Below are 14,633 nucleotides of genomic sequence, written 5' to 3' on the forward strand. Positions count from 1 at the left end.
TAGCCGATTCCGGGTTGTCCACAGCCTCCGGTTGATCCACAACCCAGTCTTCTCGTGAGCCGCGCGGCGTGATTCCGGCCATAGGATCCGGCCATGACTCGCGCATTCGCCGATCTCGGTCGCGGTAGCCCGCTGCGCTTCGCGCTGTCGAACCGCCCACCGTGGGCCGACGGCCTGCTCGCCCGCCGTGTGCTCGCGGCGGCGCTGACGTTGCTGGCCATCGTCCTCTTCGCCCGCGGCAATCCCGGCGCGGCGCGGGCCGAGGTCGTGGTCGCCGGGCGTGATCTGCCACCAGGGGCGGTGCTCGCGCCCGATGATCTGAAGTCCGTTCCGCTCGAATCGGGCACTCTGCCCGTCGGCGCGGTGCGCCGTCCCGCGGCGCTGCACGGCGCGACGACGACCGGCGCGATGCGAGCGGGCGAGGTGTTCACCGATCTCCGCGTGATCGGTCCCCGGCTGGCCGAGGTGGCGGCCGGCGCGCGTGACGCCCGGATCGTTCCGATCCGGCTGGCCGACAGCGCCGTGGCGGAGATCCTGCGCGCGGGCGACCGCGTCGACGTGATCGGCGGCGACGAGCAACAAGGACCGAGCGCCCGCCCGGCCCGCACACTGGCGAGCGACGCCGCCGTCGTCCTGGTTTCCCAGCCCGGCGAGCGGCGCGACGCGGCCGACCGGGTGGTGCTGATCGCGATGGATTCCGAACACGCCACGGTGGTGGCCGCGGCCTCGCTGCATACCGCCCTCACGGTGGTTTTTCATTGACGAACCGCCCGACAGGGCGCTGTTTCGCGACGCGAATATGTTCGCCAGAGATTAACCAATAGGGTCGACTAGCATCCCCGATACCCGGCACGCAGATTCCGCCGAGTACGACCGTGACTGTCTTCCGAAGAGGAGAGATCGGCAATGCTCAAGGGATTCAAAGATTTCATGCTTCGCGGAAATGTCGTCGACCTGGCGGTCGCGGTGGTGATAGGCACCGCATTCGTCGCTATCGTCACCGCGTTCACCAACGGAATCATCAATCCGCTGCTCGCCGTATTCGGCGGAAACAACCCACTCGGCCTAGGTTTCTACCTAGTTGCCGACAAACCAGCGACTTTCGTTCAGGTCGGCCCGATCGTCACCGCGGTCATCAATTTCGCGATCATCGCGGCGGTGTTGTATTTCGTGCTGGTATTGCCCGCCGCACAGATGAAGAAGCGGTTCGGCGGCGACGTGGAAGAACCGCTGAGCGATACCGAGATCCTGGTGCAGATCCGCGATCTGCTCGCCGAGGGACGCGAGAGCGCGGGCGGACGGCACGAGTTCTGAGCCGAGCCGGAAGCGGGCCCTCGAGCAGCGGCCCCGGATACCCGCTCCCGTCGGGTCGTCCGGTTTGTCCCCTCCGAACGACACATCCAGCCTAGTCGCGTCGGGTTGGACGCATGTCCGGGATCGGAATCGATCCGCCGATACGAACGACAACGGGCCCGTCGCAGAAGCGACGGGCCCGTTCGTTCGGATCGTCAGCCGAGGCTGAACGGCTGACCCCACAGCGTCACCCAGGTGACGACATTGTCGGTCTCGACCTCGACGCTGACGAAGGCGCGGGCCTGCGCGTAGCCACCGCAGCCCGACAGGCCGATGGTGGAGTCCGACCAGGTGACCGAGCCGTTGCTGCCCTTGAACTTGTTGCGCTTCTTGTGCGCCTCGTTACCGAAGTCGTCGGCCTCCTCGATGTCGAGGATGTAGAACGAGGTCGCCTGGCCCGGGCCGAGCGACAGATTGCCGCCGCTGGTGGCGCCGATGCTCGGGCTCTCGCCCTGCCAGTCGCTGCCCGCCTCGACGCCGCCCTCGGCGCCGCCGCCCGCGATGTTCACCTGGCAACCGACGGTGTAGCCCGGGAAGATCTTGCCGCCGGCCTCCGAGCCGGTGCCGGACAGCTCGACCTGAGCCGAACCGGAGACCCACGCGTTGCGGTGCACCGGCGTGGAGCCAAGGGACGGGTTGATGTTGGCGGACTCACCGACCAGGCGGACCGTCACGACGGTGCCGTCGGACAGGGTCTTGACGATCTGGCCGCCCGGCAGCGGCACGAAGGTGTCGGCGTTGGCGGCGCCGGTGGAGAACAGGCCCATGGCGATGGTGGCGGCGGCACCGACACCGGCCACACGCGCCACGTTCTTACGGTTGATCATTTCGTTGTACCCCTCGAGGGTTGAATCGCTTCAGCGAGAAGATTGTTCGTTGTTCGATCGGCGGCGGCCCGGCACCGGCGACGATCGCTCGTGCGATCGATCGCGGTCCGCGCTCGCCGCGGTGGGCTCGACAGACGTCAGCCGATGCTGAAAGGCATCCCGTAGAGGGTGGTCTTCGAGTAGTGGTCGCCGATGATCTCGACCACGGTGTAGGCACGCGCCTGGGCGTAGCCCGCGCAGCCCTGGATCTCGATCTCCGCGTCCTGGTACTCGACCGAGTACACGCCCGGCTTCAAGATGTCCTTGTAGTCGATCTGCACGAACTTCACTTCGCCCGGGCCGAGGTTCAGGCCGATGGAGCCGCCCATACTGAAGCCGTCGAGGTTGACGCCGCCCGACACGCCCGCGGAGATGGCGTCGTCGGCGATGCTCACCTGGCAGCCGACGATGTAGCCGGTGCTCAGCTGGGAAGCGCCGTGGGTCGAGGAGTTGTTGGTGCCAGGGCCGCCCGCGGGACCGTTGTTCGGGCCGACCGTACCCTCGGGAGTGACAGTGACATCGGCGGTGGCGTTGCCCGAGACCCAGACGACGCGACCGGCGCCGTTGGCGGCAAGGGACGGCGAAATCAGGGCGTGCTCACCCGTGCGGGTCAGGGTCACGCCGGCTCCGACCTTCTGACCGTCCGGCAACGGCACGAAGGTGTCGGCATTGGCAGCACCGGTCGACAGCAGGCCCATGGCAACGGCCGCGGCGGCGCCGACGCCCGCGACGCGGGCACCGCGACGCAGACCGTTGGTGCGGTTCTCGCTCATACTTCCCCTCATCAGGTTCAAACAGTCAACCTCGACCATCGAGGCTGGACAGTGGTCCTCTCAGGCCCAGCTCAGTTTGTCGCCCCTTTGTTGCCGATATGTAACCGGCTGTTATTTCGGCGCAACGCCCCTCGCTGACAACGGAACCGAGCCTTGGTTCCACCGGATCGACCACATACGAGCCGTATCCGAGCCTGCGGGGTCCTACGTTTGGGTGGCTCGAGGCGAAGATTAAACCGTCGGTAACTGCCTGGCAACGTAAAGAATTGTAAAGAACAATGTGATGTAGATCACTGGTGCTGACATGCCAATATCGCTTGACGTGCATAAATGCAGGCGGGAATGTCGCGCATTCGCCGATCCGATCGACACGAGTCGCAACGACGCCAACCGCGGCTTACGGGACAGGGCCGTACGAATGGCGCAGATCACAGTCCGTTATTGAAAACGGTGAGGAGATCACGGAGGAATATCGTCCTAAAGTACGGACTTAAATAGTAGAAAGGCGCTCAGCCGTGATGCGGCGGAACCTGGGAGCGCAACCAGTCGTCGGCCGAACCGCGATCGTCCGGATCGTCGCCGCGCTCGTCGCGGGTGGTCTCCGGGAGAGTCTCGCCGAAAATCCGCGCCAGACGCGCGGCGTCCCTCGCCCGGCGCGCGGCGGGGCGAGGGACGTCGGAGGAGTCGGCGGCCGAAATTATTCGGCCAATCCGGACAGTTCGCCGATCACTTTGCTGGCGAGCGGCGAGAGGGTTGCCATACCGTCGCGGATGGCGGCGCGGGTGCCGGGCAGGTTCACCACCAGGGTGCTGCCCGATACGCCCGCCAGCCCGCGCGACAGCCCGGCGTCCAGCGAGCCGGCGACTCGGCCGGAGGAGCGCAGCGCCTCGCTGATTCCGGGCAGTTCCCGGTCCAGCACCTGCGAGGTCGCCTCCGGCGTCACGTCGCGCGGCGACATTCCGGTGCCGCCAACGGAGATGACCAGGTCGACGCCGCCGATCACGGCCGTGTTCAGCGCGTTGCGGATCTCCACCTCGTCGGCCTGCACCGACACCGACGCGTCGACGAGGAAACCCGCCTCGGTGAGCAGCTCGGTGACCAGCGGGCCGAGCGAGTCCACACCTCCATGCGCCGTTCGATCGTCGACGACCACCACCAGTGCACGCCCCGCCACAGGAGCATCGATTTCCATGGTGCTCACCGTAGCGCCTGTGCCGAGCAACCCGGCGGCGGCGCTGGACAATTCCGCGTCACTCGGCCGCCTCATCGTCCACCGTCCGCGGGCGCGCCGATGAGGGTGACCTCGACGGTCTTCGGATTGTTGCCTTGTTCGTCGGTATAGGTGACCTTCACCTTGTCTCCCGGTTGGTGCGAACGGACGGCTGCGATGAGGGATTCGCCGGAGTCGATGGAGCGGTCGTCCAGCTTGGTGATGACGACGCCCGACGGGATCCCCGCCTTGGCGGCCGGACCGTCCGGCGTCGCCTCCAGCACCAGCGCGGCGCTGTCCTGCGGGCGCAGCTTGATGCCGATCTGAGCGTAGGTGGCGTGGCCGCTCTTGATGAGCTCGTCGGCCACCCTGCGGGCCTGGTCCACCGGGATGGCGAAGCCGAGCCCGATCGAACCGCTCTGCTGGCTGCCCATCTCGCCGGCGCCGAGGCTGGCGATCGCCGTGTTGATACCGATCAGCTTGCCGCTGCCGTCGACCAGCGCACCGCCCGAGTTGCCCGGGTTGATGGCGGCGTCGGTCTGGATCGCGTCGATCACCGGCTGCGGAGCGTTGGGGTTCTGGCCGCCCTCGCCGCTGGTCGACACCGGCCGGTTCAGCGCCGAGACGATGCCGGTGGTGACGGTGCCCGCCAGGCCGAGCGGCGACCCGATGGCGACCACCGGCTGGCCGACCTGAAGATTCGACGAGGTGCCCAGTTCGATCGGGGTCAGATCGTTCTTCCCCTGCACCTTGATCACCGCGAGATCCGAAACAGGGTCGGCGCCGACCAGCGTGGCCGGCGCGCTGCTCCCGTCGGAGAACATGACCTCCATCTTGGCGCCCGCGCCGCCGCCGGAGGCCACGTGATTGTTGGTCAGGATCAGGCCGTCGGAGGAGAGCACGACGCCGGAGCCCTCGCCCTGGGCGCGGTTGCTCGCCACCTTGATCATGACGACGCTCGGCAGCACCTTCTGCGCCACCGCCTGGGTCGAACCCGCGGGCGCGTTGGAGGCGTTGCTGACATTGGGCTTGGGCGCGTCCAGCGCGTTGGTCACCGATGCCCTGCCGTCGTCGGACCGGGTGACCAGCGCGCCGACCGCACCGCCGACACCACCGCTGACCAGCGCGAGCGCCACAGCGCCCGCGACGAGGCCGGTGCGGAACGGGCGCCGCGGCGGCTGTGGCGGCAGCGCGCCGAAGGCCGCGCCCGGCACGGTGTGCGGGGGCGGCGGTGCGCCGGGAGCGCCGAATCCGTGGCCCGATTCCGGGCCGTGGAACGGCTGCGTCCGATGGTGCTCGCCGGGATGCTGCTGCTGCTGATAGTGGGGCGTCTGGTGCGCCGCGCCGGGAGCGGCCCATGCCGCGTGCTCGGCCGCGCCCGCGTGCGGGAACTGCTCGGTCGGCCGGGGGACGGAGGCGTCCGCCTTCCCCGGTTCCACGTTGCGGTCCTGGAAATCCTCCGTCATGGTTTCTCGTTTCTCCTCACGTCTGCCGACCAGCGTGCCGACGACGGCTTAGAGCCGACTGAGACCGTGCTTTCAGTTCTCCGAGATCTCCTGAGGGGACGCGAGGCCATCACCCTCACCTGGTAACACGATACGGATCTGCGCGCCGCCGCGGTCGGACGTGTCGATCGTGATGGTGCCGCCGTGCTTGGTCACCACCTGCTTGACGATGGCCAGGCCGAGACCCGAGCCCGGCATCGATCGGGACGCGGTGGTCCGGTAGAACCGCTCGAACACCAGCTCCCGTTCGTCCGACGGGATACCGGGTCCCGCGTCGTCCACCGCGAGCTCCAGCAGACCTCGTCCGGTCTCGCGCATGGTGACCAGCACCTGGGCCCCCGCCGGACTCCACTTGGCGGCGTTGTCGAGCACGTTCAGCACGGCACGCTCGAGTCCGGCCTCGTGGCCGTAGACGAACCACGGCCGCAGCTCGGCGACGAACTCGATGGACCCGCGCCTGCGCCGGGCGCGCTCCAACGCGCGCTCGGTCACCTCGCCGAGGTCGATCCGCTCGTAGACGGTCTCGGGGGCGTCCTCGCGGGCCAGGTCGACCAGATCGCCGACGAGGGTGGACAGCTCCTCGATCTGGGCCATCACGTCCGCGCGCAGCTCGGCCATGTCCTCCTCGGGGATCCGCGGCGCGCCCGGCCTGCTGGAGGCGATGAGCAGCTCCATGTTGGTGCGCAGGGAGGTCAGCGGCGTGCGCAGCTCGTGCCCGGCGTCGGCGACCAGACGCCGCTGGCGGTCCCGTGATTCGGCGAGCGCCCGCAGCATGGTGTTGAAACTGTCTGTGAGTCGCGCCAATTCGTCGTCGCCGGTGACCGGGATGGGCGTGAGGTCGTCGGTGCGCGCGACGCGTTCGGTCGCGGCCGTGAGTCTGGCGATGGGTCTGAGCCCGGTGCGGCCGACCGCCGTGCCCGCCGCCGCGGCGAGCACGACGCCGCATCCGCCGACAACGAACAACAGCCAGGCCAGCCGGTCGAGCACCTCTCGGGTTGGCTCCAGCCGCTGGGAAATGACCAGCGTCGCACCGGAATTGGTGCGCACCGCGAGGACGCGCTGATTGCTCACCGTGCGCAGCGATGAGGTCAGTTCACCGTCGGCCACGGCGAACTCCTGCTCCCCCACCGGCGGAATTGTCTGCTGTGGCGGCATATAGGGCTTGTGGTCGGCGAAGATCAGCGCGACGCCGACATCGTTGGAGAAAAGCCCGGCCAGGATGATCGATTGAAAGCCCATGCTCTCGAAGTTGTTGTCGATCATCGTCGAGGCACGCGCCCGCAATTGCGCGTCGACATCGGCGTAGAGCGCGCGCGCCACCATCGCGTACGCGGCGATGGAGGTGAAGGCGACCGCGATGGCAACCACCGAGGCGGCCAGCAGGGTGACGCGCCAGCGCAGCGAGACCGAGCGGGTGAGCGGCATCGGCGGCCGCATCTCGTTCGGGTCGGGCTGGCGCTGGCCCAGGGTGGCGATGACGGGTCGCCGGGGGACGCTTCGAGCCATGTCGCGCGGCCTACGGCGGAGTCTCGCGCAGCACGTAACCGACGCCGCGCACGGTGTGGATGAGGCGCGGCTCGCCCTCGGCCTCGGTCTTGCGGCGCAGGTAGCCGATGTAGACCTCGAGCGCGTTGCCCGAGGTCGGGAAGTCGTAGCCCCACACCTCTTCGAGGATGCGGCTGCGGGTGAGCACCCGGCGCGGGTTGGCCATCAGCATTTCCAGCAGCGCGAACTCGGTGCGGGTCAGGCTGATCGAGCGGGAGCCGCGGGACACCTCGCGGGTCACCGGATCCAGGGACAGATCCGCGAAGAGCATCGCCTCGGAGGTGTCGCCTTGTTCGGGCGCGCGGCGGCGCAGCAGCGCGCGCAACCGGGCGAGCAATTCCTCGAGGGCAAATGGCTTCGGCAGATAGTCATCGGCTCCGGCATCGAGTCCGGCAACCCTTTCGGAAACCGAATCGCGCGCCGTCAAAACCAGAATCGGAAGATCATCACCGGTGCTGCGCAACCGTCGGCAAACTTCGAGCCCGTCCAATCTCGGCATCATCACATCCAGCACGAGTGCGTCCGGGCGTTGCACGGTGGCTTTCTCGAGGGCATCGACACCGTCCACCGCGAGATCGACCGAGTAGCCGTTGAAGGTCAGCGACCGACGCAGCGATTCCCGGACGGCGCGATCGTCATCGACTACCAGAATGCGCATGCCACCAGTTTGACCGCATCGACTGAGAGCCAACTGAGAGGGGATGCCCGACACGCCGCGAACCGCGCCCGAGAGGCGACATGGCGGAGCACCACCGATGACCAGGGGCTTTCACCGGCGCGCGCGGATTTCGGTCCTCGCGAGTCCCACTCCGGTACCGAAACTTGTTCTGCTCAGCCATATTAGAGGAATATCAAGACGAGTGCCCCGGATTGCCGTTACACACTCAGCACGGTATGTTCCCAGCGGTAAAAACAAGACCTCGAGTTGGTTCTCAGCGGGTTGGTCCCATACTTATGTGAAACAGCCACTAGCCATCCGGGGACCCCGCGCGGAGTGGAGGCGACGGAAGCGGATGGATGCAGCACCGCGTTCCCGGCAATTCAGGCTGTCGAACTGGTCCGTCACCCGCAAGGTCGGGATCGTGCTACTGCTGCCGGTGGTGCTCGCCTCGACGTTCGCGGTATTGCGAATCAACGACGAGTTGAACACGATCGGCGACCTCGACGCGGCGACCGACCAGGCCAGGATCATCCGGCCGATGCTCGGTTTCGCCTCGGCCACCGAACAACTCGCCGTCAGCACGGCGACCACGTGGGAGGACCACACCACCGACGCCGACCTGGACCGCATCGCGGGCCGGTTCGACCAGGCGGCCGTGGATCTCCAGACCGCCCTGCGTTCGACGGGCGCGCCGACCGACGTGGTCAACGAGCTCGACGCGGCGCTCACAGCGGGCCGCGCGATGCGTAACGGCCTGCGCAACAGCTCGCCGGTGGCGATCGGCCAGCAGGCCGACGAGGTCGCCGCCCGCATCGGCAACGCGATCGCGCGTTCGACCTCGCTGGAAGAGATCACCATTCAGCGGTACTTCCTCCAGCTCGGTGTGACCACCAACGCGCGCAGGCTGCACACCCAGCAGTACCTGCTGATCGGTTCGCCCGGCGCGGACCGCAACCCGGCCGTGCGCCCGACGGTTTTGATCACCGCGGGTGGTGAGCTGGTGTTGCTGAGCCAGTTCGCCCAGCTGCAGCCGTCTTCGGCGCTCAACGCCAGCGTGCTGATCGACGCGGTGAACGTCCGCCTCGGCGCCTTCAGCCAGAACCTCGGCGACCCAGCGGGCAGCCAGCCGGTCATCGACTCGCTGCGCACCAGTGCCACCGCCTACGACCAGACCACGCTGAACCTGGTCGACACCATCGACGCGCGACTGGCCGACCGGACCGCCGAAGTCCGCGGCATCGTGTTGCGCGATATCGCGATCGTGGTCGCGACGCTGCTCGCCGGTCTCGCCCTCGCGCTCGCGGTCGCCCGCTCGCTCGTCGTCCCGATTCGCCGCCTGCGGCACGGCGCGCTCCAGGTCGCGCACGTCGACCTGCCCAACGAGCTCGAGGTCGTGCGTTCCGGCAACGCCACGCCGGAGCCGACCCGCGTCGATGTGCACACCACAGAGGAGATCGGCCAGCTGGCCCGCGCCGTCGACGACATCCACGGCGCCGCGCTCCACCTCGCCGCCGAGCAGGCGCGTCTGCGCCTCCAGATCGGCAGCATGTTCGAGACCCTCTCGCGCCGGAGCCAGTCGCTCGTCGAGCAGCAGCTGACGCTGATCGAGGAGCTCGAGCACGACGAGGACGACTCCGAGCGCCTGCAGAGCCTGTTCCGCCTCGACCACCTCGCGACCCGCATGCGCCGTAACGGCGACAACCTGCTGGTGCTCGCGGGCACCGCGCTGCGCCGCGGACACCTGCCGCCGGTGCCGCTGTCGGACATGCTGTGGAGCGCGGTCTCCCAGGTCGAGGACTACCAGCGCGTCGAGATCGGCAGCGCGCCCGACGGCATCGTGCCCGGTGAGCCCGCCGTCGACGTCGAGCACCTGCTCGCCGAGCTCATCGACAACGCGCTGCGCTACTCACCGCCCACCACTCCGGTGGCCGTCTCGGTAGCCCGCGCGGTGGACGGCGGCTACCTGATCGAGATCATCGACCGCGGTCTCGGCATGTCGGCCGAGGACCTGCAGACGGTCAACGAGCACCTCGCCTCCGGTGGTGAGGTCACCGTCGAAACCGCGCGCCGCATGGGTCTTTTCGTGGTCGGCCGGCTCGCCAAGCGGCACAACATCACGGTCAACCTGCGCCGCACCTCGGCAATGGCACAGCAGCCTGGCATCACGGCGAGCGTGCACCTGCCGGGCACCCTGGTCTCCCCGGTGCCGATCAGCGACAAGGCTCCGCAGCTCACCGCGCCGCAGCCGCAGGACAACGCGCCCGAACCCACCGTGGCGCCCCCGCGCATGCTGGTGCCGGTGCCGAGCCTCGCGCTGCCGGAACACACCTCGTCGTTCGAGATGAGCGGCACCGGTCTGCCGCAGCGCCGCCCGGCGATCCGGGTGGCCACCCCGGCCGACCGCGCTGCGCCGGTGATCGATGCCGAGACCACCGATCCCGGCCGCGGCGGCCCGCTGCCGATGCGGATGCGCAACGAGAACGGTGCGCCGCGCTCGGTGGAGCCGCGGGCACTGCCTGCGCCCGTGCCAGCGCCCGCCGCGCCCGAGGAACCCGCGCACGTCGACGTCTGGGCCGAGACCGCGACCTACGAGGTGCCAGAGCCCGCGGCGCTCGCGAACGCGGCGCAGGCCACGATCACCGGTCTGCGACCGGTGAACCCGGAGTCCCCGACGCCCATCTACCAGCGCATGGTCTCGGAGTGGCTGGTCGAACCCGCTTCCGCCGGTTCCGAGAACGACGGCGGCGCTTGGACTTCCCCCGCCGACGTCGGCTGGGCCGCCGCCGCGGAGGCGAGCAACCCGACCAACTCCGGCCGCACCTCCGGCGGCCTGCCCATCCGGCAGCCGGGAGCGCAGCTGGTCCCGGGCGGTCTGGCGCCGACCAACGAATCCAACACGCGGAATCCTGACGAGATCCGCAATAGCTTGACGAGGCATCTCAGCGGGGTCCGCAGCGGGCGGGCCGACGCCCAGTACAACGACGGAGGGCTTGCATGACCGAGAAACCAGGCAACACCACAGACGAGAATCTGAACTGGCTGGTGACCCGCTTCACGCGGGACGTGCCGGGTGTCACGCACGCGGTGCTCGTGTCGGCCGACGGCCTGCTGCAGGCGACGAGCCCGCACCTGCCTTCGGACCGGGCCGAGCAGCTGGCCGCGGTCACCGCCGGTCTGGCCAGCCTGTCCACCGGCGCCGCCCAGTTGTTCAACGGCGGCAAGGTGATGCAATCCATCGTCGACATGCAGCGCGGCTACCTGCTGGTGATGACTGTCGGCAACGGTTCGCACCTGGCGGTGCTCGCCAACAAGACGCACGACATCGGCCGGATCGGTTATGAGATGGCGCTACTCGTGGATCGTGTCGGTTCGGTGGTTCAGGCCACCGCCCGGACGGCCGTGTAGAGCGTGCGATGTCTAACCCATCCGGCGGGGGGCCGGGCACACCACCCACCCGCGTTCGTCCCTACGCCCTGACCTCGGGGCGTACCGAACCCGCGGTCGACCTTCCCTTGGAGGCGGTCATCGAGACCATCTCCTACACTGCCCATTTCGAATGGCCGGTCGGCGATATCCGCACCGATATCGTGCGGCTCGGCACCGCACGTCTTTCGGTGGCCGAAATATCGGCCCAGCTACAGCGGCCGCTCGGACTGGTCCGGGTCGTGATCGGCGATCTCGTCGTCGCCGGGACGCTACGCGTGCATTGGACCCTGAGCGACCAGGCGAGCTACGACGAGCGCCGGTCCCTGATGGAGAGGACTTTGCGTGGACTCCGCGCCCTATAACTCCCAGCCGTACGGTTCGGCACCCATGGACAACCGCACCGCGTCTACGAAAATCGTTGTCGCAGGGGGATTCGGCGCTGGCAAGACCACCTTCGTCGGCGCGGTGTCGGAGATCGTCCCGCTGCGCACCGAGGCGATGGTGACCGGTTTCTCCGACGGCATCGATGACCTCGCCGCCACACCGGGCAAGGAAACCACGACGGTCGCCATGGATTTCGGCCGCATCGTGCTGCCGGGGAACTTGACGCTGTACCTGTTCGGCACGCCGGGCCAGCGCCGGTTCTGGTTCATGTGGGACGACCTGATCCGCGGCGCGATCGGCGCGGTGGTGCTCGTCGACACCCGTCGCATCGAGGACAGCTTCGCCGCCGTCGACTTCTTCGAAGCGCGCGGACTGCCGTTCCTGGTGGCGGTCAACCGTTTTCCGGACGCTCCGCGGTTCCCGGTCGCCGAGCTACGCGAGGCGCTCTCGGTGCGGTCCGGCGTCCCGATCGTCGACATCGACGCTCGCAACGCCATGGAAGTGCGCCAATCCCTCGCCGCCGTGACGGAGTACGCGATCCAGCGGCTCGCCGCACAACAGCAAGAGCAGCCCGTCGGGCAGGTGTGAGGTTCGCTGCTTTGTCCTACTTCTCCATGGGTTATTGGGTGCTAGGCCTGTCGATCCTGGTGGCGATGGCGGGCGCGTTGATCGGTCTGATCTGCATCCGCCAGTCGACCAAATCGGTGACGTCCAAGTTCCGGCTGGTCTGGCTGGCCTCGGCCGCGATCTCGATCGGCGGAATCGGTACCTGGCTGGCGATTTTCGTGACGATGCTCGGTGTCACGCCTTCGGGCGACACCATGATCCGCTACGACGTCGTCCGGCTCATCGGAGCGGCTGTGCTCGCCGTGCTCGCGGTCTTCGGGGGGCTGGTGCTGGTCGGGCGGACGCCGCAGCTGGCGCGCCTGCTCGGCGGCGGTGTGCTGATGGGCGTCGGCACGAGCCTGATGCTGGCTCTGGGGATGAGCGCCGTGCAGGTGCGCGGCAAGCTCGAATTCGGACTGTGGCAAGTGCTCGCCGCGGGCGCGCTCAGCATCGTGATCTCGCTGGCCACACTGTGGTTCGTGCAGCGCATGTGGCCGACGTCCGCTGTCGTCGGGGCCTCCGCCCTGTTCGGGTGCGCTGTCATCGGGATGCACTATCTGCGAATGGCCGGGCTGGAGCTGCGGATCGACCAGCGCGCCGCCATGCCGACCGGTGACGACCTGTTCTCCTTCCTGATGCCGATGTTCGTCATCGGCGTGCTGTCGCTGGCCGTGCCGATCACCGCGGTGCTGGTCGCCCCTGACCGGAGGACGCCGTCGTCGCTGCCGTCGCGGCAGCCCGGGCTGATGCGCTGAACCGCGACGCACCGCGCGGTCGACGTCTTACAGTGGGACACATGCGCTTCGGCCTGGACTACTCCGGTGGACGTCCGGGGGGCGCTGCCATCCGGGCGGCTGGTTTCGACTTCGTGGTGCGCTATCTGACGCCGGGCGGCCCGAGTCTGCCAGGTAAGCAGCTGACGCCCGCCGAGGCCGACGATCTTCGGGCACACGACATTTCCATCGTCTCCAACTGGGAGACCACCGCCGCCCGCATGCTGGACGGCTACAACGCGGGCATTGTGGACGCGCGGGCAGGCCTCGCGCAGGTGCTGCGCTGCGGCGGCCGTCGCGACCGGCCCATCTACTTCTCGGCGGATTTCGACGCCACCCCGCACGACCAGGTGGCGATCGACGCGTATCTGGACGGGGCCGCCACCGTGCTCGGCGCCGCGAATGTCGGCATCTACGGCGGGTATTGGACGGTCAGCAGGGCGCTGGACGCGGGCAGCGCCGCCTGGGCCTGGCAGACCGACGCGTGGTCGGGCGGCAACGTGGAGACCAGGCGCAATATTCACCAGACGCTGCGCCAGGTCCGGGTCAACGGCGTGCTCTGCGATGTGAACGTGGCCGAGACAGTGGATTTCGGCCAATGGGATTTCGTACAGGAGGAACCGGACATGACGCCGGAGCAGGACGCGGTGCTGCGCGACATCCAGACCCAGTTGCGCGGGCCGGGTCTCGCCGGGTGGCCGCAGCTGGGCACCGACACCGAAGGCAGACACCTGACGATGGTCGACGGGCTGGCCGCCGCGCTGAGCCGCATCGACGAGATGCAACGCCGGATCGACGAGCTGGAGGGCGACACCGAGGCCCTGCGCACCCAGGTCGGCGAATTGCGCACGGAGATCAGCGAACTGGAGGCCACGACCGCCGACTTGGTCGAGGAGGTACAGCGACTGGAGGGGCACCGCTGGCCGTGGCCGCTCTCCTTGATCGAGGGCCCCGCCGAGTTGATCGGCGCGCAGCTGGCGCGACTGGAATCGCTGCTGCCGGATTTGCCTGGATTGCCGGGACATTCGGACACGGAGCCCGCGGCACACGTCGGCAAGTCATAGGTCACCGAAAGATCGTTCGCGAGAACGGTTTTGGGGAGGAATTGCCGAATTTGGCGATGAGCGGGTTCTCCCGAGAACCAGAAGAACCCGCCCTCTCGGATGAGCGTACCGGCGTGTGAGCACGAAATCATCACTGCACGGAGACTTTTAATACCCCAAAAAACCAACTCTAAGTCGGTATTTCACGCCTCAGTTACCTTGTCGCACGCGGCAATTCGGAAATAACGCCATGTGATCCACGACACATCAGTAGCCGGAAGATTGCTGACTGTTCGCCGTTGGCGACGCCGACTCAGAGACGAGCCAAGTCGATCAAGCCGCGACGCGCGGCCTGCACCAGCCGGCGTGGCACCCGGTGGACCACACCGCCGACGGTCACCGGCACCAACGCGGGCGGCGTCGCCTTCCACTGAGAGCGACGGCTGCGGGTGTTGGACCGCGACATCCTCCGCTTGGGCACCGCCATC

16 protein-coding genes are annotated in these 14,633 nt (G+C 68.1%); 8 read left to right on the forward strand and 8 right to left on the reverse strand.

Features of this window, described 5'->3' with window-relative positions:
* Positions 1-93 precede the first annotated feature (93 nt).
* Both NX1_RS00870 and mscL read left to right on the forward strand, forming a co-directional pair.
* The gene (locus NX1_RS00870; RefSeq protein ID WP_068052075.1) at positions 94-762 is read left to right on the forward strand and encodes an SAF domain-containing protein; all 669 of its coding nucleotides are present in this window, start codon (positions 94-96) and stop codon (positions 760-762) included.
* A 144-nt stretch (positions 763-906) separates the two neighbouring features.
* A complete protein-coding gene (gene mscL, locus NX1_RS00875; protein WP_068052077.1) occupies positions 907-1,314 on the forward strand; it encodes a large conductance mechanosensitive channel protein MscL in 408 nt (135 codons plus the stop codon).
* A gap of 194 nt (positions 1,315-1,508) precedes the next feature.
* On the opposite strand, the gene NX1_RS00880 is transcribed toward mscL, so the two are convergent.
* From NX1_RS00880 to NX1_RS00905, 7 genes are all read right to left on the reverse strand, one after another.
* On the reverse strand, positions 1,509-2,180 hold the full coding sequence (locus NX1_RS00880) for an MspA family porin (protein WP_068052079.1): 672 nt from the start codon (positions 2,178-2,180) through the stop codon (positions 1,509-1,511).
* Between the two features lie 137 nt (positions 2,181-2,317).
* A complete protein-coding gene (locus NX1_RS00885; RefSeq protein WP_068052081.1) occupies positions 2,318-2,992 on the reverse strand; it encodes an MspA family porin in 675 nt (224 codons plus the stop codon).
* A 509-nt stretch (positions 2,993-3,501) separates the two neighbouring features.
* The gene (locus NX1_RS38590; protein WP_373864853.1) at positions 3,502-3,693 is read right to left on the reverse strand and encodes a hypothetical protein; all 192 of its coding nucleotides are present in this window, start codon (positions 3,691-3,693) and stop codon (positions 3,502-3,504) included.
* Positions 3,690-4,259: a MogA/MoaB family molybdenum cofactor biosynthesis protein gene (locus tag NX1_RS00890; protein WP_218024028.1), complete on the reverse strand. Its 570-nt coding sequence runs from the start codon at positions 4,257-4,259 to the stop codon at positions 3,690-3,692. The genes NX1_RS38590 and NX1_RS00890 overlap by 4 nt, the downstream gene beginning before the upstream one ends.
* Positions 4,256-5,668 (reverse strand): S1C family serine protease, encoded by a 1,413-nt coding sequence (locus NX1_RS00895; protein ID WP_084500734.1) that lies wholly within the window; start codon positions 5,666-5,668, stop codon positions 4,256-4,258. The genes NX1_RS00890 and NX1_RS00895 overlap by 4 nt, the downstream gene beginning before the upstream one ends.
* 72 nt (positions 5,669-5,740) lie before the next feature.
* Positions 5,741-7,213, reverse strand: a complete 1,473-nt coding sequence (locus NX1_RS00900; RefSeq protein ID WP_157119468.1) for a HAMP domain-containing sensor histidine kinase — start codon at positions 7,211-7,213, stop codon at positions 5,741-5,743.
* 10 nt (positions 7,214-7,223) lie between these two features.
* Entirely contained in the window at positions 7,224-7,910 is a 687-nt protein-coding gene (locus tag NX1_RS00905; RefSeq protein ID WP_068052085.1) for a response regulator transcription factor, read from the reverse strand.
* Between the two features lie 355 nt (positions 7,911-8,265).
* On the opposite strand from NX1_RS00905, the gene NX1_RS00910 reads away from it, so the two are divergent.
* From NX1_RS00910 to NX1_RS00935, 6 genes are read left to right on the forward strand one after another with little or no spacing between them, the layout of a single operon-like run.
* The gene (locus NX1_RS00910) at positions 8,266-10,911 is read left to right on the forward strand and encodes a sensor histidine kinase (protein ID WP_068052087.1); all 2,646 of its coding nucleotides are present in this window, start codon (positions 8,266-8,268) and stop codon (positions 10,909-10,911) included.
* On the forward strand, positions 10,908-11,318 hold the full coding sequence (locus NX1_RS00915; protein ID WP_068052090.1) for a roadblock/LC7 domain-containing protein: 411 nt from the start codon (positions 10,908-10,910) through the stop codon (positions 11,316-11,318). Before NX1_RS00910 ends, NX1_RS00915 begins: the two co-directional genes overlap by 4 nt.
* Before the next feature lie 8 nt (positions 11,319-11,326).
* Positions 11,327-11,701 carry a DUF742 domain-containing protein gene (locus NX1_RS00920; protein WP_068052093.1) on the forward strand — a complete coding sequence of 125 codons (375 nt, stop codon included), beginning with the start codon at positions 11,327-11,329 and terminating at the stop codon, positions 11,699-11,701.
* A gap of 25 nt (positions 11,702-11,726) precedes the next feature.
* On the forward strand, positions 11,727-12,311 hold the full coding sequence (locus tag NX1_RS00925) for a GTP-binding protein (RefSeq protein WP_068052096.1): 585 nt from the start codon (positions 11,727-11,729) through the stop codon (positions 12,309-12,311).
* A gap of 11 nt (positions 12,312-12,322) precedes the next feature.
* Entirely contained in the window at positions 12,323-13,084 is a 762-nt protein-coding gene (locus tag NX1_RS00930; RefSeq protein ID WP_068052099.1) for an MHYT domain-containing protein, read from the forward strand.
* 41 nt (positions 13,085-13,125) lie between these two features.
* Positions 13,126-14,166 carry a DUF1906 domain-containing protein gene (locus NX1_RS00935; protein ID WP_068052102.1) on the forward strand — a complete coding sequence of 347 codons (1,041 nt, stop codon included), beginning with the start codon at positions 13,126-13,128 and terminating at the stop codon, positions 14,164-14,166.
* A 292-nt stretch (positions 14,167-14,458) separates the two neighbouring features.
* Here the strand turns inward: NX1_RS00935 and rpmF are convergent, their stop codons facing one another.
* Positions 14,459-14,632 (reverse strand): 50S ribosomal protein L32, encoded by a 174-nt coding sequence (gene rpmF / locus NX1_RS00940; protein WP_068052105.1) that lies wholly within the window; start codon positions 14,630-14,632, stop codon positions 14,459-14,461.
* Position 14,633: the final 1 nt, after the last annotated feature.

This window comes from Nocardia xishanensis NBRC 101358 (assembly GCF_001613365.1).
GTDB classification, from domain to species: Bacteria; Actinomycetota; Actinomycetes; order Mycobacteriales; family Mycobacteriaceae; genus Nocardia; species Nocardia xishanensis.